The sequence below is a fragment of the Pseudomonas promysalinigenes genome (genome assembly GCF_014269025.2).
Taxonomy (GTDB): domain Bacteria; phylum Pseudomonadota; class Gammaproteobacteria; order Pseudomonadales; family Pseudomonadaceae; genus Aquipseudomonas; species Aquipseudomonas promysalinigenes.
Map to the genome: position 1 here is coordinate 2,811,304 of NZ_CP077094.1, position 17,904 is coordinate 2,829,207.

At 61.4% G+C, this 17,904-nt stretch carries 17 protein-coding genes; 12 read left to right on the plus strand and 5 right to left on the minus strand.

Annotated features, from left to right (window positions below; genetic code table 11):
• Positions 1-176 precede the first annotated feature (176 nt).
• The 9 genes from HU725_RS12785 to HU725_RS12825 all read left to right on the plus strand — a co-directional run bounded on the left by HU725_RS12785 (position 177) and on the right by HU725_RS12825 (position 9,783).
• Positions 177-773, plus strand: a complete 597-nt coding sequence (locus HU725_RS12785; protein WP_060478410.1) for an amino acid synthesis family protein — start codon at positions 177-179, stop codon at positions 771-773.
• A gap of 68 nt (positions 774-841) precedes the next feature.
• Complete coding sequence (locus tag HU725_RS12790; RefSeq protein ID WP_060478411.1) at positions 842-1,675, plus strand: alpha/beta fold hydrolase; 834 nt, start codon at positions 842-844, stop codon at positions 1,673-1,675.
• Positions 1,672-3,153, plus strand: a complete 1,482-nt coding sequence (locus HU725_RS12795; RefSeq protein ID WP_060478412.1) for an aldehyde dehydrogenase — start codon at positions 1,672-1,674, stop codon at positions 3,151-3,153. The genes HU725_RS12790 and HU725_RS12795 overlap by 4 nt, the downstream gene beginning before the upstream one ends.
• Positions 3,154-3,166: 13 nt before the next feature.
• The gene (locus HU725_RS12800; protein WP_186477937.1) at positions 3,167-3,652 is read left to right on the plus strand and encodes a flavin reductase family protein; all 486 of its coding nucleotides are present in this window, start codon (positions 3,167-3,169) and stop codon (positions 3,650-3,652) included.
• A gap of 174 nt (positions 3,653-3,826) precedes the next feature.
• Positions 3,827-4,216 (plus strand): carboxymuconolactone decarboxylase family protein, encoded by a 390-nt coding sequence (locus tag HU725_RS12805; protein ID WP_060478414.1) that lies wholly within the window; start codon positions 3,827-3,829, stop codon positions 4,214-4,216.
• 91 nt (positions 4,217-4,307) lie between these two features.
• Positions 4,308-5,060 carry a GntR family transcriptional regulator gene (locus tag HU725_RS12810; RefSeq protein WP_060478478.1) on the plus strand — a complete coding sequence of 251 codons (753 nt, stop codon included), beginning with the start codon at positions 4,308-4,310 and terminating at the stop codon, positions 5,058-5,060.
• A 2-nt stretch (positions 5,061-5,062) separates the two neighbouring features.
• Positions 5,063-5,626: an NUDIX hydrolase gene (locus tag HU725_RS12815; RefSeq protein WP_186477938.1), complete on the plus strand. Its 564-nt coding sequence runs from the start codon at positions 5,063-5,065 to the stop codon at positions 5,624-5,626.
• A gap of 255 nt (positions 5,627-5,881) precedes the next feature.
• On the plus strand, positions 5,882-8,047 hold the full coding sequence (locus HU725_RS12820; protein WP_186477939.1) for an ATP-binding protein: 2,166 nt from the start codon (positions 5,882-5,884) through the stop codon (positions 8,045-8,047).
• Between the two features lie 323 nt (positions 8,048-8,370).
• Positions 8,371-9,783, plus strand: coding sequence for a purine-cytosine permease family protein (locus HU725_RS12825; RefSeq protein ID WP_060478417.1), 1,413 nt, complete (start codon positions 8,371-8,373; stop codon positions 9,781-9,783).
• A 113-nt stretch (positions 9,784-9,896) separates the two neighbouring features.
• On the opposite strand, the gene HU725_RS12830 is transcribed toward HU725_RS12825, so the two are convergent.
• The 4 genes from HU725_RS12830 to glnT form a co-directional block, all read right to left on the minus strand.
• Positions 9,897-11,222, minus strand: a complete 1,326-nt coding sequence (locus tag HU725_RS12830) for an FMN-binding glutamate synthase family protein (RefSeq protein WP_186477940.1) — start codon at positions 11,220-11,222, stop codon at positions 9,897-9,899.
• A 15-nt stretch (positions 11,223-11,237) separates the two neighbouring features.
• Entirely contained in the window at positions 11,238-11,912 is a 675-nt protein-coding gene (locus HU725_RS12835) for a GltB/FmdC/FwdC-like GXGXG domain-containing protein (RefSeq protein ID WP_186477941.1), read from the minus strand.
• 25 nt (positions 11,913-11,937) lie between these two features.
• The gene (locus tag HU725_RS12840; protein ID WP_186477942.1) at positions 11,938-12,843 is read right to left on the minus strand and encodes a class II glutamine amidotransferase; all 906 of its coding nucleotides are present in this window, start codon (positions 12,841-12,843) and stop codon (positions 11,938-11,940) included.
• Between the two features lie 66 nt (positions 12,844-12,909).
• A complete protein-coding gene (gene glnT, locus HU725_RS12845; protein ID WP_186477943.1) occupies positions 12,910-14,244 on the minus strand; it encodes a type III glutamate--ammonia ligase in 1,335 nt (444 codons plus the stop codon).
• A 334-nt stretch (positions 14,245-14,578) separates the two neighbouring features.
• Here glnT and HU725_RS12850 point away from each other — a divergent pair, with 334 nt between their 5' ends.
• A complete protein-coding gene (locus tag HU725_RS12850; protein WP_060478422.1) occupies positions 14,579-15,172 on the plus strand; it encodes a helix-turn-helix domain-containing protein in 594 nt (197 codons plus the stop codon).
• Between the two features lie 12 nt (positions 15,173-15,184).
• On the opposite strand, the gene HU725_RS12855 is transcribed toward HU725_RS12850, so the two are convergent.
• Complete coding sequence (locus HU725_RS12855; protein WP_060478423.1) at positions 15,185-15,889, minus strand: NrtR DNA-binding winged helix domain-containing protein; 705 nt, start codon at positions 15,887-15,889, stop codon at positions 15,185-15,187.
• A gap of 138 nt (positions 15,890-16,027) precedes the next feature.
• On the opposite strand from HU725_RS12855, the gene HU725_RS12860 reads away from it, so the two are divergent.
• Positions 16,028-16,678 carry a nicotinamidase gene (locus tag HU725_RS12860; protein ID WP_186477944.1) on the plus strand — a complete coding sequence of 217 codons (651 nt, stop codon included), beginning with the start codon at positions 16,028-16,030 and terminating at the stop codon, positions 16,676-16,678.
• Positions 16,675-17,874, plus strand: coding sequence for a nicotinate phosphoribosyltransferase (gene pncB / locus HU725_RS12865; RefSeq protein WP_186477945.1), 1,200 nt, complete (start codon positions 16,675-16,677; stop codon positions 17,872-17,874). The genes HU725_RS12860 and pncB overlap by 4 nt, the downstream gene beginning before the upstream one ends.
• Positions 17,875-17,904 lie beyond the last annotated feature (30 nt).

A 17,904-nucleotide genomic window follows, 5' to 3' on the forward strand; every position in this document is an offset into this window, starting at 1 on the left:
TTCGCGGAACGAGCGCCGCGCGGGCGGCGCTGGATCTCCAAGTCACCACAAATCCCAAGCCATCCCCCCACCTTTCGTCCTGGGACAACAGAAATTTTCAGGCACCTATTGCACAACAAATATTATGGTATACCATCAGACAACAAGAGCTGATAACCCTCACCAGGAGCCCCTCCATGAGTTTCGAAATCCGCAAGATCGTCACCTATTCCGAAGAGACCCGTATCGAAGGCGGCAAGGCCACCGACAAGCCTGTGACCATGGTCGGCCTGGCCGTGGTGATCAAGAACCCATGGGCCGGTCGCGGTTTCGTTGAAGATCTGAAGCCGGAAATTCGCGCCAATTGCTCGGAGCTCGGTGCCCTGATGGTCGAACGCCTGACGGCCGCAATCGGCGGTGCCGACAAGATCGAAGCCTATGGCAAGGCCGCTGTGGTCGGCGCCGATGGCGAAATCGAGCATGCTTCGGCCGTGATTCACACCCTGCGCTTTGGCAACCACTACCGCGAGGCGGTCAAGGCCAAGAGCTACCTGAGCTTCACCAACAAGCGCGGCGGCCCAGGCACCTCGATCCAGATCCCGATGATGCAAAAGGACGACGAAGGCCTGCGCTCGCACTACATCACTCTGGAAATGCAGATCGAAGACGCGCCACGCGCCGATGAGATCGTGGTGGTTCTAGGCGCCGCCGACGGGGGCCGCCTGCACCCGCGCATCGGCAACCGCTATATCGACCTGGAAGAACTGGCTGCCGAAAAAGCCAACGCTCAATAACAACAACCAAGACGGGCCGGGGCGTGGCGTGCTTACCCGCCGTGCCCGACCTTCAAGGAGCGCCCTCCATGATTCAGCCTGTCGCTGAACACACACCTGCCGGCACCAGTTACCTGTCCGTCGGCCAGGGCCAACCCGTGGTACTGATTCACGGCGTGGGTTTGAACAAGGAAATGTGGGGCGGTCAGATCGTTGGCCTGGCCAACGACTACCGCGTCATCGTCTACGATATGCTTGGCCACGGCCAGAGCGCCCTGCCGGCCGCCGACATTGGCCTGGAGGGCTATGCCGCCCAGCTCGCCGAGCTGCTTGACCATTTGCAGATTCAACAAGCCACGGTCATTGGTTTTTCCATGGGTGGCCTGGTCGCCCGGGCCTTTGCCTTGAGCTATCCGCAGCGTCTGGCTGCCCTGGTTGTGCTCAACAGCGTATTCAACCGTACGCCCGAGCAGAGTGCCGGGGTCATCGCCCGCGCTGCCCAGGCTGCGCAGCTAGGCCCGGACGCCAACGTCGACGCTGCCCTGGACCGCTGGTTCAGCCGTGAATACAAGGCTGCCAACCCGGCGCAGGTCGCCGCCATTCGCCAAGTACTGGCGAACAATGACCCGCAGGGGTATCACACCACTTATTCGCTGTTCGCTACCCAGGACATGTACCGCGCAAGCGACCTGGGCACTATCCAGGTGCCGACGTTGATCGCCACCGGCGAACTCGACGCGGGCTCCACCCCTGCCATGACCCGTCAGCTTGCCGCCAGCATTCCTGGCGCACAAAGCGTGGTCCTTGCCGAGCAACGGCATATGATGCCAGTGGAAGCACCGCGGGAAGTCAACAAGATGCTTCTGGACTTTCTCGCCCAAGCCCGCATCCTCACCGAATCCGCCAAGGGGATTGTTGCATGACCCTCGTTCGTTTCCAGATGTGCATCGACGGCCAATGGCTCGATGCCCAGAGCGGCAAGACCTTCGACAGCCTCAACCCGGCCACTGCAAAGGCCTGGGCACAACTGCCCGACGCCGACCAGGCCGATGTCGAGCTGGCCGTGCAGGCCGCCCAGCGTGCCTTCGAAAGCCCGGCCTGGCGCAGCATCACCGCCACCGCACGGGGCAAGCTGCTGCGCCGCCTGGGTGACCTGATCGCCGAAAACAAAGAGCACCTGGCTCAACTCGAAAGCCGTGACAACGGCAAGCTGATCCGTGAAACCCGCGGCCAGGTCGGGTACCTGCCGGAGTTCTTCCACTACACCGCCGGCCTGGCAGACAAGCTCGAGGGTGGCACACTGCCGCTGGACAAGCCCGACCTGTTCGCCTACACCGTGCACGAGCCGATCGGCGTGGTCGCCGGGATCATCCCGTGGAACAGCCCGCTGTATCTGACCGCGATCAAGCTCGCCCCAGCACTGGCCGCTGGTAACACCATCGTGCTCAAGCCGTCCGAACACGCCTCGGCAACCATCCTGGAATTGGCTCGCCTTGCATTGGAAGCCGGCTTCCCGGCCGGCGTAGTCAACGTGGTCACCGGCTACGGCCCAAGCACCGGCGCAGCGCTGACCCGCCACCCGCTGGTGCGCAAGATCGCCTTCACCGGTGGCGCCGCCACAGCGCGCCATGTAGTGCGCAGTAGCGCTGAGAACTTCGCCAAGCTGTCGCTGGAGCTGGGCGGCAAGTCGCCGAACATCATCTTCGCTGACGCCGACCTGGACAGCGCCATCAACGGCGCGGTGGCCGGCATCTATGCAGCCTCCGGGCAGAGCTGCGTGGCAGGTTCGCGCCTGCTGGTGCAAGACGAAATCTTCGACGAATTCGTCGAACGCCTGATCGCCCGCGCCAAACGCATTCGCATCGGCAACCCGCAGGACGACGCCAGCGAAATGGGCCCGATGGCCACCGCGCAGCAATTGGCTGTGGTCGAAGGCCTGGTGGCAGCCGCGAAGGCCGAAGGCGCCAAGCTGCACATGGGTGGCAAACGTGCCGAGGTCGAAGGTGATGGCTGGTTCTACGAACCGACCCTGTTCGAGTGCGACAGCAACTCGATGACCATCATGCAGGAAGAGGTGTTCGGCCCGGTCGCCGCCGTCATCCGTTTCAAGACCGAAGAGCAGGCCCTGGCCATCGCCAACGATTCGCAGTTCGGCCTGGCCGCCGGCATCTGGACCCGCGACCTGGGCCGCGCCCATCGCCTGGCGCGAGACGTACGCTCGGGGATCATCTGGGTCAACACCTATCGTGCCGTGTCGGCCATGGCGCCGATCGGCGGCTTCAAGAACAGCGGCTATGGCCGCGAGAGCGGCATCGACTCGGTGCTGGCCTATACCGAGCTGAAGACCGTGTGGATCAACCTGTCCACCGCGCCGATGCCCGACCCGTTTGTGATGCGCTAAGAGGTAGCACGAGATGATCGAACCAGGCATCTACAAAGACGTGATGGGCTCCTTCCCGTCCGGTGTCACTGTGGTCACCACCCTGGACACCGACGGCGGCATCGTCGGCATTACCGCCAGCGCGTTCAGCGCACTGTCGATAGACCCGGCGCTGGTGCTGTTCTGCCCCAACTACGCATCGGACACCTACCCGATTCTGCGCGACAGCAAGCAATTCGCCATTCACTTGCTGTCCGCCGAGCAAACCGCCGAAGCCTACGCCTTTGCAGGCAAAGGCAAGGACAAGGCCAAAGGTATCGAGTGGCAGTTGAGCGCGCTGGGCAACCCGCTGCTGACCAAGGCCACGGCGATCATCGAGTGCGAACTGTGGCGCGAATACGATGGCGGTGACCATGCCATCATTGTTGGCGCGGTGAAGAATCTGGTCCTGCCGGCCGAGCCGGTCACGCCGATGGTCTACCACAAAGGCAAGCTGGGCGCCCTGCCGCCATTGGGCTGATAGACCTCATCGGCTGCTTCGCGGGTGAACTCGCTCCCCAGCGATTGGGCAAAGGCTTGGACCTTCAGGAGCAGACTCACCCGCGAAACAGCCCACACCGATGACCCTGTTTCAGGGGCTGCACTAATCGTCTCACCCTCGGTTGCAGCCCCTTTTTTGATATGGAGCACGGCAATGAGCAACGAGAAATATGAAAAAGGCCTGCAGATCCGCACCCAGGTGCTGGGCGAGGAATACGTCAACCGCTCCATCCAGAACGCCGACGCATTCACCCAGCCACTCCAGGAGCTGGTCACCGAATATTGCTGGGGCCATGTCTGGGGCCGTGAAGGCCTCTCGCTCAAAGAGCGCAGCATGATAAACTTGGCCATGATTTCCGCGCTCAACCGGCCCCACGAGCTCAAGCTGCATATCCGCGGCGCATTGCGCAATGGCCTGAGCCGTGAACAGATTCGCGAGATCCTGCTCCAGGTCGGCATTTATTGCGGCGTGCCCGCGGCGGTGGACAGTTTCCGCCTAGCTCGCGAGGCCTTCGCCGAAGCCGATGCGGAGTCAACCCGTTAACAGCGGGCTGTCCGAACCCACGCAAGGAGCACCGATGGTTCGTGGTGCAATTGTCGGTGGGGGCCGGGCAGCCTCTATCAGAGCGCACTTGATGAAACGCCAGCCCCTCGACGACAGCTTCAAGGTCAACCGCAACCCCGTTACCCTGCGCGAAATCGTGCTCGACAAGCTGCGTGGCGCGATCATGAACTTCCACCTGCTGCCGGGTGACCGCCTGGTCGAACGCGACCTCTGCGACCGCCTCGGCGTCAGCCGCACCTCGGTGCGTGAAGCCCTGCGCCACCTCGAGTCCGAAGGCCTGGTGGAGTTTGCCGACGCCAAAGGCCCTCGCGTGGCCATCATTACCCTGGAAGACGCCCGCGATATCTACGAATTGCGCTGCGTGCTCGAAGGCTTGATCGTGCAACTGTTCACCCTCAACGCCAAGGCCAAGGACATCCGGGCGCTGGAACGTGCGCTGGAGGTCAACCGCGAAGCGTTGGAAGAAGGCGAGCTGCAGCAGGTACTGGATTCGGTGCAAGGTTTCTATGACGTGCTTCTGGAAGGCTCCGGCAACCAGGTGGCTGCGCAGCAGTTGCGTCAGTTGCAAGCCCGAATCAGCTACCTGCGCGCTACCTCGGTGTCCCAAGAGAACCGCCGCGGCGCCAGTAACCGTGAAATGGAAAAAATCGTCGAGGCCATCAAGGGCGGCGATCCGCTGGTGGCACACCAGGCCTCGGTCGATCATGTGCGCGCCGCCGCCAAGGTGGCGCTTGACTACCTGCGTCAAAAGCAGGATGACAATGCCAAAGTGCGCGACATCGTCGAGCCATTGGCCCTGAAGGAACCTCGCATAGGCCGCTGATCATGCCCAACGCCCCGCGCTATTGCCCGCACTGTACCGCCGAACTGGCTCGGGGCGTTCCCACAGGTGATACCCACGAGCGCCTGCATTGCGCCGCCTGCGGTTACATTCACTACGTGAACCCGAAAATCATCGCAGGCTGCATCATCGAGCGTGAAGGCAAGTACTTGCTATGCCAACGCGCCATCCCGCCCCGTCCGGGCACCTGGACGCTGCCCGCCGGCTTCATGGAAGCTGGCGAGACCACCGAGCAGGCAGCCCTGCGCGAGGTCTGGGAAGAAAGCGGCGTGCGCGCCGACATCGTCTCGCCCTACTCTATCTTCAGCGTGCCCAGAATCAGCGAGGTGTACATCATCTTCCGCGCCATCGCCACCGAAGAAACTGGGCAGTACGGGCCTGAAACGCTGGCCTACAAGTTCTTCGAACCCCACCAGATCCCGTGGGACGAGATCTATTACCCGGCCATCCGCCAGATTCTTGAGCGCTACATCCTTGAACGCCAAGCTGGGGTTTATGGCATCTATATGGGCAATGACGACACCGGCAAAGTGCACTTCATGCGCTAACCCAGCGTAAAGCACCCTCGTCAGTAGCGGGAGGCTGCCTTATAGGCCAACCTCGGATCGCTGCCCGGAAGAAGCGGCGGCGGATAACCGCAGAACGCCCGGCTTGCGGCGTCTGCTCGAACAAACCAAGTGGGTGCCCACAGGTTTGCGCCTAGGCGCCACACCGCAGTGCTCGGCAGGCCGCAACAAACCGCTCGCCAAGCGGCTATTCTCGGTGCACCCTTATAGCCTTGTGCAAAAGGATCGGCAGAGCAGATGGCTAAATGGCTACACGGCGGCGGCCTGATGGGCGAGCGCATCCGCAGCTACGATTGGGCGAACACCACTCTCGGCCCACTGCAGACTTGGCCGCAAGCCCTCAAGACCACCGTGGCGCTGTGCCTAGGCTCGCGCTTCCCGCAGGCCGTGCTTTGGGGCCAAGAGTTGCTGACCCTGCACAATGATGCCTTCATGCCAATCCTGGGGCAGAAACCCCAGGCGTTGGGCAGGCCATTCAGTGAGGTCTGGCAAGAGGCCTGGCCCGAGATCAGCCCCATGGCTGCGCGAGCGCTAGCTGGAGAGGCAGTGTTCATCCAGGACTTTGCGCTGACCATCGAACGCAACGGTGGGCCGGAACGCGCCTACTTCACCTTCTGCTACAGCCCCATCCGTGATCACCACGGGACAGTCGTAGGCATGCTCGACACGGTTACCGAAACCACCGCCACAGTACTTGCCAACCAGCGCCTGAACTTTCTCGACGGGCTTAGCCGAGCGCTGGCTGGCGCGACGCAGGCTGACCGAATTCTCGCCATCACCACTCAACAGTTGCTCGAACACATGCAATTGTCGAGTTGCGCCTACGCCATCATGGGTCCTGACGAGGATGCTTTCACCATCTGCGGAGATGCGGTGGCCCCCGGTTCACCGCACTTGCTCGGCCAGTACCACCTGCATGACTTCGGGCAACCGGCCGTCCGCCGCCTGCGTAGCGGCCAAGCTTTGGTGATCAATAACAACCTGAGCGAGCTGGCGCCGGAGGCGGCGGCCACCTTCCAGGCCATTGGTGTCAGCGCCACCATTTGCATCCCGTTCATCGAAGACGGCCGGCTGACTGCACTGATGGCCATCCACGACAAGCTCCCGCGCCAATGGACCTCCTACGAAAAGACATTGATCAGTGAAGTGACCGAGCGCTGCTGGGCGCATATCCAGCGGGTGCAGGCCTATGCCGAAACGCGCGAGACAATGGCCGCACTACAGGCACTCAATGCGTCCCTGGAGCACCGCGTCGAGGAGCGTACGACCCAGTTGCTACACACCGAAGCCGTTCTGCGCCAGGCCCAGAAACTCGAAGCCATCGGCCAGTTGACTGGCGGCGTGGCCCACGACTTCAACAACCTGCTCACCATCATGCGCTCGTCACTGCACTTCCTGCAGCGCCCCAACCTCGATATCAGCCGGCGCGAACGCTATTTGAAGACCATGACCGACTCGATAGATCGGGGCGCCAAGCTCACGGGTCAATTGCTCGCCTTCGCCAGGCGCCAGGCCCTCAGCCCCCAGGTATTCGAGGCCGCGCCACGTCTGGAGGCCATGGCTGACATGCTCGACACCGCCACTGGCGCACGGATGCTGGTGGAGCTGCAGTTGCCAGAAACGCCCTGCTACATCCGCGCCGACCTCAGCCAACTGGAAACAGCGGTGATCAACTTGATGCTCAACGGCCGCGACGCCATGTTGGGTGAAGGCACTCTGCGGCTGCAGTTGCAGGCCGATCAGTCTGTGCCGGGGCTCGATGGAGTGTTTGCCGCGATTTCGGTAGCCGATAGCGGTATGGGTATCGCGCCTGAGCTGTTGGAGCGCATCTTCGACCCGTTCTTCACCACCAAGGCACTTGGTGAAGGGACCGGCCTGGGTCTGTCCCAGGTGATCGGGTTTGCCAAGCAGTCCGGAGGCGACGTGAAGGTCAGTAGCACACCGGGCCAAGGCACCCGCTTTACGCTTTATCTGCCTCAGGAGCCTGCGCCCACCGACTCAGCGCCGGGCAGCGCAGACGATGAACTACCTGCCCAGGCTGACGGCGAGCCGCTGATCCTGGTGGTCGAGGACAATCCTGATTTAGGCAACTTTACTGCGCAGATTCTCAAGGACCATGGCTACCGCATCCTTTTGGTCACCTCGGCCGAAGAGGCCCTTGCTCAGCTCAGTGGCCCCCAAGGCGATGTTGATGCGGTTTTTTCCGACGTAGTCATGCCGGGTATCGGTGGCCTGGCCCTGGCCAGGCAACTGCAACAGCAGCGGCCACACCTGCCGGTGATCCTGACCTCCGGTTACAGCGAAACAATTGCCGAAGACGGCCACGAAGGTTTCTGCTTCCTGGCCAAGCCGTACTCTGCTGAGCAGCTGTGCCAGCTATTGAACAAAAGACTTCGCGCCTAACCTCAAGGGCTGGCATTGCAAGCTCGAGCATCCAAATAGCCTGCACCATCAAGGGGCGCAGCGCCCCTATGTAGCCCGCAACACCAAAGCCCAGCGAACCCAAAGCCCTCTACTACAGTGCTTGCCATCAACTGGCACTCAACTTGCTACCGTCCACCGCTTAACCTTTTGTCAGCCTTAGGTTTTTTAAGGTTTATGGGTACAAATTTACTAATTTCTCCTAATCGCCACGCCCCGCATCATCACTCCAACAAGAACGCGTCGCCCTTCGCCGGCACGCACCCGGGCAGCACCCGATGCCCCACCTTGCCTTGGAGTCAGTCATGACCAGTGCAGCCAATTCGGCACCCCTCATAGAAAAACACACGATCGGCTACGTACCGCCGCAAGACCGCCATGGAAAGGTAAGGGATCTGTTCACATTATGGTTCGGTGGCAACATCGCACCCCTTCCCATCGTTACCGGCGCCCTGGGCGTGCAACTGTTTCACCTGAACTTGGTGTGGGGTATCGTCGCCATTCTGGTCGGCCATCTGGTCGGGGGGGTGCTGATGGCTCTGCACTCAGCTCAGGGCCCGCAGATGGGCATCCCGCAAATGATCCAGAGCCGCGCTCAGTTCGGCACCCTCGGCGCGTTACTGGTGGTGGTGATCGCCGGGGTGATGTACATCGGCTTCTTCGCCTCCAACATCGTGCTGGCGGGCAAGTCGCTGCATGGCGTGGTCGAGGCCGTACCAGTGCCGGTCGGCATCGTCATTGGTGCGCTGGGCTCAGGCATCATCGGCATCATCGGTTACCGCTTCATTCACGTGCTCAACCGCATCGGCACCTGGGTGCTGGGTATCGGCATCGTGGTGGGCTTTGGCTACATTTTCAGCCATGTGCAAAGCGACGATTTCCTCACCCGCGGCGGCTTCAACCTGGCCGGCTGGCTGGCCACTGTGTCGCTGGCAGCACTTTGGCAGATCGCCTTCGCGCCGTACGTGTCGGACTACTCGCGCTACCTGCCGGCTGACGTGAAGGTCAGCTCGACCTTCTGGACTACCTACCTGGGCTCGGCCCTGGGTTCGAGCTTGTCGTTCATCTTCGGCGCCGTGGCCGTGCTGGCGATCCCGGCGGGCATGGACACCATGGACGCGGTCAAACTCGCCACCGGTACTCTGGGCCCGGTGATGCTGGTGCTGTTCCTGCTCAGCGTGATCAGCCACAACGCCCTCAACCTGTACGGTGCGGTGCTGTCGATCATCACCCTGGTGCAAACCTTCGCCTACCGTTGGATCCCGACCGCCAAGAGCCGCGCGGTGCTGTCGCTGATCGTGCTGGCCGCGTGCTGCGTGGTGGCGGTGTTCGCCTCGGCCGACTTCATTGGCCACTTCGTCGACATGGTCCTGGTGCTGCTGGTGGTGCTGGTGCCGTGGACGGCGATCAACCTGATCGACTTCTATGCCATTCACAAGGGCGACTACGACATCCAGTCGATCTTCAAGGTCGATGGCGGTATCTACGGCCGCTATAACCCGCAGGCGCTGATTGCCTATGCAGTGGGCATCGTGGTGCAGATCCCGTTCATGAACACACCGCTGTATGTCGGGCCGATCTCCGAGCACATCAACGGCGCAGACCTGTCCTGGCTGGTGGGCCTGGCGATCACCTCGCCGCTGTACTGGTGGCTGGCCTCGCGCGACAGCGCTTACCGTCGTCGCCAGACCAGTGCCAAGCTGGCCATGAGTCACTGATTGACCTGTACCGGCCTGCTCGCGGGTGAGCCCGCGATAAGGCCGGTACGCCGTGAAATCACTCCCGCGCAGACCTACACCGCCGGCTTCAAGGCCGGCGGTGTAGTGATGGGTCAGTACGGCGCCTGGCCAGGCACCCAGGCTGTGCCGGCCAACGGCACCCGGGCCATGGCAGCGGCTTCAACGGTCAGTGCCACCAGGTCTTCTGGGTCGAGGTTGTGCAGATGCGACTTGCCGCAGGCGCGGGCCATGGTCTGCGCCTCCAGCACCAGCACCCGCAGGTAATTGGCCAAACGCCGGCCAGCCTCCTCCGGGTTCAGGCGCTTGGCCAGCTCCGGGTCCTGGGTGGTGATACCGGCAGGGTCGCGGCCATTCTGCCAGTCGTCGTAGAAGCCTGCAGCGGAGCCAATTTTCTTCAGCTCACTATCCAGGCGCGGGTGGTTGTCGCCCAGCGCGATCAATGCCGCCGTACCGATGGCCACAGCGTCGGCACCCAAGGCCATGGCCTTGGCTACGTCGGCACCGTTGCGAATGCCACCGGAGACGATCAACTGAACCTTGCGGTGCATACCCATCTCCTGCAGCGCCTGCACCGCCTGGGGGATAGCCGGCAGGATCGGAATGCCAACATGCTCGATGAACACCTCCTGGGTGGCGGCGGTACCGCCCTGCATGCCATCGAGCACGATCACATCGGCGCCGGCCTTCACCGCCAGCTTGACGTCGTAGTACGGGCGGCTGGCGCCGATCTTCACATAGATAGGTTTTTCCCAGTCAGTGATCTCGCGGATTTCGGCAATCTTGATGGCCAAGTCGTCAGGGCCCGTCCAATCCGGGTGACGGCACGCTGAACGCTGATCCACGCCGACCGGCAAGGTGCGCATGCCGGCCACGCGCTCGGTCACCTTCATGCCCAGCAGCATGCCACCGCCGCCCGGCTTGGCACCTTGGCCCAGGACGATCTCGATGGCGTCGGCTTTGCGCAGATCGTCAGGGTTCATGCCGTAACGCGACGGCAGGTACTGGTACACCAGGTGCTGCGACTGGCCGCGCTCCTCCGGAGTCATGCCGCCGTCACCGGTAGTGGTGCTGGTGCCCGCGATGGTCGCGCCACGGCCCAGGGCCTCTTTGGCATTGGCCGACAATGCGCCGAAACTCATGCCGGCAATGGTCACCGGGATTTTCAGGTGGATCGGCTTCTTGGCAAAACGGTTGCCTAACACCACGTCAGTACCGCATTTTTCACGGTAGCCTTCGAGCGGGTAACGCGACACGCTGGCGCCCAGCAGCAACAGGTCGTCAAAATGCGGCACGCGGCGCTTGGTACCGCCACCGCGGATGTCGTAGATGCCGGTTTCGGCGGCACGCTGGATTTCCTGGATGGTCAGGCGATCGAAGGTGGCCGACTCACGCAATACCGGGGGGGTTTGTTCACTCATGGCGATGCTCCTGGATCAGTACGCGCTGGCGTTGTCGACTTTAAAGTTGTACAGCTGGCGAGCCGAGCCATAACGTTTGAAATCGGCCGCCTTGTGCCCAAGGCCGGCCTGGTTCAGCAATTGCTGCAGCTCTTGCAAGTGCTCGGCGCGCATTTCTTTCTCTATACAGTCCGAACCCAGCGACTGCACCGTACCTTTGACGTAGATACGCACCTCATACAGCGAATCGCCCAAGGCATCCCCGGCATCGCCGCATACCACCAGGCGCCCGGCCTGGCCCATGAAGCAGCTCATGTGGCCAATACTGCCGCCAACCACGATATCCACGCCCTTCATGGAAATACCGCAACGCGCGCCCGCATCTCCTTCGATGACCAGTAGCCCGCCATGGGCGGTCGCGCCGGCCGCCTGAGAAGCGCTGCCCTTGACCCTTACCGAACCTGACATCATGTTCTCGGCGACGCCCACACCGACGTTTCCGTGCACAGTGATACTGGCCTGTTGGTTCATGCCGGCGCAGTAGTAGCCCGCGTGGCCTTCGATATCCACCGATACGGCGGCGTTGATACCCACGGCCAGGTTGTGCTTACCGTCAGGGTGGGTCACCCGCCATTCTTGGTCATGCACCTGGCCATGCAGGGACTGGTTGAGTGCGCGCACCGAGGCGCTGGAAAGGTCGATCGTTTTCATGAAGTTCTCCAGTGGTTCGGTGAGGTCAGGCGCTTTCGCGCTCCCAGACGTAGAGCGTGGCCGGGGCAGGCTCCCAGACCTTGGCCTTTTCGATACCAGGCAAGCTCGCCAGCGCTTGATATTCCGAGGCCATGGCCACGTAGTCGTCGGTTTCAGCCAGCACTGCGGGCTTACAGGCGATCGGATCGCGGATCACGGCGAAACCGTTGCGGGTGCCGATGGCAAAGGTGAAAAAGCCGTCCAGATCTTCCAGAGCACCATCCAGGGCCTGGGCCAGGGTATCGCCCTGCTGCAATCGCCAGGTCAGATAGCCAGCGGCGACTTCGGTATCGTTTTCGGTTTCAAAAGTGATGCCTTCGCGACGCAGTTCCTGGCGCAGGCGGAAGTGGTTGGACAGTGAGCCGTTGTGTACCAGGCACAGATCGGCCCCGGTCGAAAACGGGTGGCTACCTTCCAGGGTCACCGCGCTTTCGGTGGCCATGCGGGTATGGCCGATGATGTGGCTCCCTTTCATGCCTGCCAGGCCGAAGCGGCTGGAAATGTCTGCCGGCAGGCCCATACCCTTGAGGATCTCGATGCTCTGCCCGGCGCTCATGATGCGCACATCCGGTGCCAGCTCAGTCAGGGCCTTACGGACGAGCGCCTCGCTGGTTTGGGCTTTGAGTACGGCAGCGCTGGCGTTCTGGAACCAGTCCAGCGAGCAACCCAAGCGCCCTTCGAGCTGACCCATCAGGGCGGCCCAGGGATAGTCTATCTCCGTCACCTGCAGCGTCAGCTTGACCCAGCCATCGGTCACTTCATCGCCATAGATGGCAAAGCCGGCACTGTCCGGGCCGCGGTCGGTCATGGCTTGGAGCATGGGTTCGAAAAGTTTGCCGAGCTGCGCATGCAACTGCGGCTTTTTCAGATACAGGCCTACGATTCCACACATGCTGATACTCCTTCTATGCAGTGGGTAGCCGCTGCAAGCGCCGCCACCCCGGGATTGGGTTGGCGGTCAGAAGAATTCGGTGTAACGCTGGATTTCCCAGTCGGAGACGTGGCGGCAGTACTCAACCCACTCCATGCGTTTGAGCTTGATGAATTCGTCGACGATCTGGGCACCGAGCACCTCGCGAAACAGCGAGTCGGCCTCGAGCGCGTCAACGGCCTCTTTGAGCGACTGCGGCAGGGTCGCGATACCCCGTGCGGCGATCTGTTCCAGGCTCAGGTTGTAGAGGTTCTCGTTGCACATCTGGCCCGGTTCCAACTCGCGGTCGATGCCATCAAGGCCTGCAGCGATGATCGCGGCAGTGACCAGGTACGGGTTGCAGCCGGCGTCGGGCAGGCGAAACTCCAGGCGTCCGTATGGGATGCGCACCATCGCCGATCGATTGTTGGCGCCGTAGGCGACGAAAGCCGGCGCCCAGGTGGCGCCGGAAAGCGAGCGACCCACCACCAGGCGTTTGTACGAGTTGACCGTCGGCGCTGCGAAAGCGCATAGCGCCGGACCATGGGCCAGCAAGCCAGCGGCGAAGTGGTAAGCGAGCTTCGACAGGCCCATGCCGCTGCTGTCGGAGGGGTCGTGGAACAGGTTCTTGTTGCTGCTACTGGCCAACGACAAATGGAAGTGCATGCCATTGCCAGCGCGCTTGGGGTCGGGCTTGGGCATGAACGAGCAAATCATGCCCAAGTCATTGGCGATCTCGCCGGCGGCCATGCGGAAGAACGTGAAGCGGTCGGCCGACTCCATTGCGTCGCTGTAGGTGTAATTGATTTCGAATTGGCCGTTGGCATCTTCGTGGTCGATTTGGTAAATGTCGAAGCCAACCGGCTGTAGCGCCTCGGTCAAGCGTTCGAGAAACAATCGCGAACGCGAAAGGCCTTTGTAGTCGTAGCAAGGCTTATCGAGGTTGTCGGAGGCATCCACCAGTTGCAGCTTGCCGCCCTCGTCCCGGCGGAACAGGCTGAACTCCGGCTCCAACCCGGTGTTCAGCGTCCAGCCCTTGTCGGCCAGGCGCTGTACCTGTTGCTGCAACACGTAACGGCTGTCATAGGGCCAGGGCTGGCCATTGACATGTCCGACGCAGACCACGCGGCCATAGCCCGGCTGCCACGGTACTGGAATCAACGTGGACAGATCGCCACGGGCCATGAAGTCCGGGCCATGGGGCTCCATGCCCATGCCGCAGATGGCGAACCCGGCAAAGCCGGCACCCTCTTCAGCTACCATTTTCAGGCCCGATACCGGCACCGACTTGGTCTTCGCCGATCCGTGGATGTCGACGAACTGCGCCAGCACGTACTTGATACCGTGCTGATCGAGGGTGCGCTGCGTTTCTGCTGGCAACATGGGTTGGTCACTCCTGGCTGAGGTGCGCTAATTCCGCATGGGAAATTTACTTTCCCAGCAGGAATGCAATGTGCTTGCCAACATCGCAATGCTTCAACGCCATCTCGCGCTTCTACGCCCTACTCACGGCTCAGGCCGCTCTTGAGATGCCTTGCAAGCCCTATGGGAGAAGCTTCGGACCCTCAGAAACCAGGGCAAAATCAGTACAGGTTTTTCTGCCACCTTTATGGGAAACTTGTTTTCGTCTGAGGAAAAAAACGCGCAGACTACCTAAGCCGCGCACTTTCCCAGTGCGAAATATTTATTCTTGAACTGAAAACGTGCAGGGCATTTGATGTCAACCGAAACCGAACCGCGGCTGCGCCTGGAGCAATACCTGGGTTTACAAATCAAGCGCCAGCGCCAGGCTCAGTCGCTCAAGCTTGCCGACGTGGCACGCATTGCAGGCATCAGCCAGGGCATGCTGAGCAAGATCGAGAATGCGCAAGTGTCCACCAGCCTCGACACCCTGAGCCGCCTGTGCGACGTGCTGGGGATGCCGATGGCCAAGCTGTTCAGCCAATATGATCAGCCTGATGGCAATGCCTTGCTGGTCAAGGACGGCGAAGGGCTGGAGGTGGTGCGCCGCGGCACCGAGAAAGGCCATACCTATCATTTGCTCAACCATGCCAGAGGGCCGAAGAAAAACTTCGAGGCGTACATGGTCACCATGGATGACGCCAGCGAGGAATTCCCAACCTTTGCCCATCCCGGTACCGAGTTCCTACATTTGCTGGAGGGTGAACTGGTCTATCGCCACGGCAACCAGCTCTACCGCATGCAGGCCGGGGACAGCCTAACATTCGATGGCGAAACGCCCCATGGGCCGGAGCAACTGGTGAAAGTGCCAATTCGCCTGCTTTCGATCATGAACTACAGCGACGAGTAAGCCTGCGCTCTTTCAAGCCCCTTCTGGCAGAAGGCTGCGGTCGAACATGAATACTCGGTCGCCTTGCGGCGTGTGCTCATACAACTGCTGCGGTCGGCCTAGACGGGGCTGGTTCTTTTCCCCCGTATCGCGCACCCACCCCAGCTCGCGCAAGCGATCCAGGCGTTTGCGCAGCGACGTGTTGTTCACCGCCTGCCCCAAACACGCCTGCACCGCCCCTACTGCATCGAGCACCGTGAACTTTTGCGCCAGCAGATACAACGGCAGACTGCTGTAAAGAGTCTTGGATGCCAGGCGTTCGCGCACCCGTTCGACCAGTAGGTTATGGTCGAACGGCAATAGCACCTTGCGCTCGATCACACTGACGAGATCGAAAAATGCCAATTGCTCATCTTCAATTTGCTGTTGCGGGTTGAGCAGCGCGAGGTAGTAGGTACTCAACGACCACCCACGCGGATCGCGGAAAGCATTGCCTTCAGTCCCCACTTGTTCAAGGTGGCACGGCACAACCCGAGCCTTCTCACACAAGGCGCGCTGCGCCGCGCCGTCCAGGGTGGTATCGGCAATGCGCCCATTGACGATGACGCCAGGCAAGGCCCATTGGCCGGCATGGGGTTCGCGCTGCCGACGGCGCAACAACACTTGCAGATGCTGGGCATCAGGGGCCAAGCGCAGGGCGACGATATCGACACTGGCCAGGACTTCGACTGTACTCACGACAAAGCTCCTTATCAATCAAGCCAATAATCCACCAGAGCGTCTAAGTATGGCAAGCCAGAACATCACCAAAAGGAGAACTTGACACACTTACAACACCAGGTGGATTATATAGCCATTCCAGCGAGGAGACCCGCCATGAAGATCGCCAGTTTCGATGTGGATGCGCAAAATGGCTTCACCGCCAATGCCCCCCAGGAGTTGCCGGTGCCCGAAGGCAACGAAATCGCCCCGGACCTCAACACGATGGCCCTGCGCGCCGATCTGCGCCTGGGTAGCAAGGACGCCCATCCGGCCAACGCGGCGTGGGTGGTGGCCGAACCCGGCCAGATGCTGCAACCGCTCGGCCTGGCCAATGCCGACCTGACCTGGGTCAGCCACTGCGTCCCCGGCACCCCTGGTTTCGACCTGCTGCCCGGCCTGCCCGCGCCCATCGACTACGACTACTTCGTCTGGAAGGGAGTCGAACCCGACCTGCACCCCTACGGCGCTTGTTATCACGACCTGGCAGAACGGCGCTCCACGGGGGTTATCGAGTACCTCAAAGTGCAGGGTGTAGGCGCGGTGATCGTTGGCGGCCTGGCGTTGGACTATTGCGTCAAGACCACCGCACGGCAACTGCGCCAGGCAGGGTTCAAGGTGCTGCTCTATCTACCGGCCTGCCGAGCCCTGACCCAGGCAGGTGCCATCACCGCGTGCGGCTCGTTGGCCGCCGAAGGGGTGATCCTGTGCGGCGACGAAGCAGCCCTGGACTACCAGCTCTCTCTGATCAAGGAAGACCGCCCATGAGTGAAAGCGTCTTTGGCCCGCGCATCATCCAGAACCTACTGGACACCGACTTCTATAAAATCACCATGATGCAAGCGGTGCTGCACAACTACCCCAACGCTGAGGTGGAATGGGAGTTTCGCTGCCGCAATGGCGAAGACCTCTCGCCATACCTGGCAGAGATACGCTATCAGATCGAGCAGTTGGCTGAAGTGACAGTCACCCATGACCAGTTGGCCTATCTGGAAAAGATCCCGTTCCTCAAGCCGGACTTCCTGCGCTTCCTCAGCCTATTCCGCTTCAACCTGCGCTACGTGCAGGTCGGCCTCGACGCCGCTGGGCAGTTGGCTATTCGTGTGCGTGGGCCTTGGCTGCACGTGATTCTCTACGAAATACCGCTGCTGGCGATCATCAGCGAGGTGCGTAACCGTATCCGTTACCGTGACGTTGTCATCGAACAAGTAGGTGAGCGGTTGTACCAGAAGCTTGACTGGCTCAAGGCACAGGCCAGCAACGAAGAGCTCGCTGGCTTTCAACTGGCCGACTTTGGCACTCGGCGGCGGTTTTCCTACCGCGTGCAGGAAGAGGTGGTCTACATCCTCAAGCATGACTTCCCTGGCCGCTTCGTCGGCACCAGCAACGTGCACTTGGCCCGCGAGCTTGAACTCAAGCCGCTGGGTACCATGGCCCACGAGTGGTTCATGGCCCACCAACAACTGGGCCCGCGCCTGGTGGACAGCCAGGTGGCGGCCTTGGAATGTTGGGTGCGGGAATACCGGGGCTTGCTGGGTATCGCCTTGACCGACTGCATCACCATGGACGCGTTTCTGGGCGACTTCGACTTGTACTTCGCCAAGCTGTTCGACGGCCTGCGCCACGACTCGGGCGACCCGCTAGTGTGGGCGGAAAAGGCCATCGCGCATTACGAACGGCTGGGGATCGACCCTAAGAGCAAGACGCTGATCTTCTCCGACGGGCTGGACTTCGCCAAAGCCTTGGGCCTGTATCGAGCCCTGCATTCGCGTATCAACGTAAGCTTCGGCATTGGCACACGCCTGACCTGCGATATTCCCGGTGTTGAACCGATGAACATCGTGATCAAAATGACCGACTGCAATGGCGCGCCAGTGGCGAAAATTTCCGACAGCCCTGGCAAGACACAGTGTCGGGATGAGAACTTCGTGGCCTACATGAAACACGTGTTCAAGGTGAACTGATCTGCGGGGCCGGGTACGTCGGCGCGTCGC

Bases quoted from the DNA above. Each gene is read 5' to 3' on its own strand.
- HU725_RS12785 (WP_060478410.1), top strand. From the start codon at position 177: ATGAGTTTCGAAATCCGCAAGATCGTCACCTATTCCGAAGAGACCCGT.
- HU725_RS12790 (WP_060478411.1), top strand. From the start codon at position 842: ATGATTCAGCCTGTCGCTGAACACACACCTGCCGGCACCAGTTACCTG.
- HU725_RS12795 (WP_060478412.1), top strand. From the start codon at position 1,672: ATGACCCTCGTTCGTTTCCAGATGTGCATCGACGGCCAATGGCTCGAT.
- HU725_RS12800 (WP_186477937.1), top strand. From the start codon at position 3,167: ATGATCGAACCAGGCATCTACAAAGACGTGATGGGCTCCTTCCCGTCC.
- HU725_RS12805 (WP_060478414.1), top strand. From the start codon at position 3,827: ATGAGCAACGAGAAATATGAAAAAGGCCTGCAGATCCGCACCCAGGTG.
- HU725_RS12810 (WP_060478478.1), top strand. From the start codon at position 4,308: ATGAAACGCCAGCCCCTCGACGACAGCTTCAAGGTCAACCGCAACCCC.
- HU725_RS12815 (WP_186477938.1), top strand. From the start codon at position 5,063: ATGCCCAACGCCCCGCGCTATTGCCCGCACTGTACCGCCGAACTGGCT.
- HU725_RS12820 (WP_186477939.1), top strand. From the start codon at position 5,882: ATGGCTAAATGGCTACACGGCGGCGGCCTGATGGGCGAGCGCATCCGC.
- HU725_RS12825 (WP_060478417.1), top strand. From the start codon at position 8,371: ATGACCAGTGCAGCCAATTCGGCACCCCTCATAGAAAAACACACGATC.
- HU725_RS12830 (WP_186477940.1), bottom strand. From the start codon at position 11,222: ATGAGTGAACAAACCCCCCCGGTATTGCGTGAGTCGGCCACCTTCGAT.
- HU725_RS12835 (WP_186477941.1), bottom strand. From the start codon at position 11,912: ATGAAAACGATCGACCTTTCCAGCGCCTCGGTGCGCGCACTCAACCAG.
- HU725_RS12840 (WP_186477942.1), bottom strand. From the start codon at position 12,843: ATGTGTGGAATCGTAGGCCTGTATCTGAAAAAGCCGCAGTTGCATGCG.
- glnT (WP_186477943.1), bottom strand. From the start codon at position 14,244: ATGTTGCCAGCAGAAACGCAGCGCACCCTCGATCAGCACGGTATCAAG.
- HU725_RS12850 (WP_060478422.1), top strand. From the start codon at position 14,579: ATGTCAACCGAAACCGAACCGCGGCTGCGCCTGGAGCAATACCTGGGT.
- HU725_RS12860 (WP_186477944.1), top strand. From the start codon at position 16,028: ATGAAGATCGCCAGTTTCGATGTGGATGCGCAAAATGGCTTCACCGCC.
- pncB (WP_186477945.1), top strand. From the start codon at position 16,675: ATGAGTGAAAGCGTCTTTGGCCCGCGCATCATCCAGAACCTACTGGAC.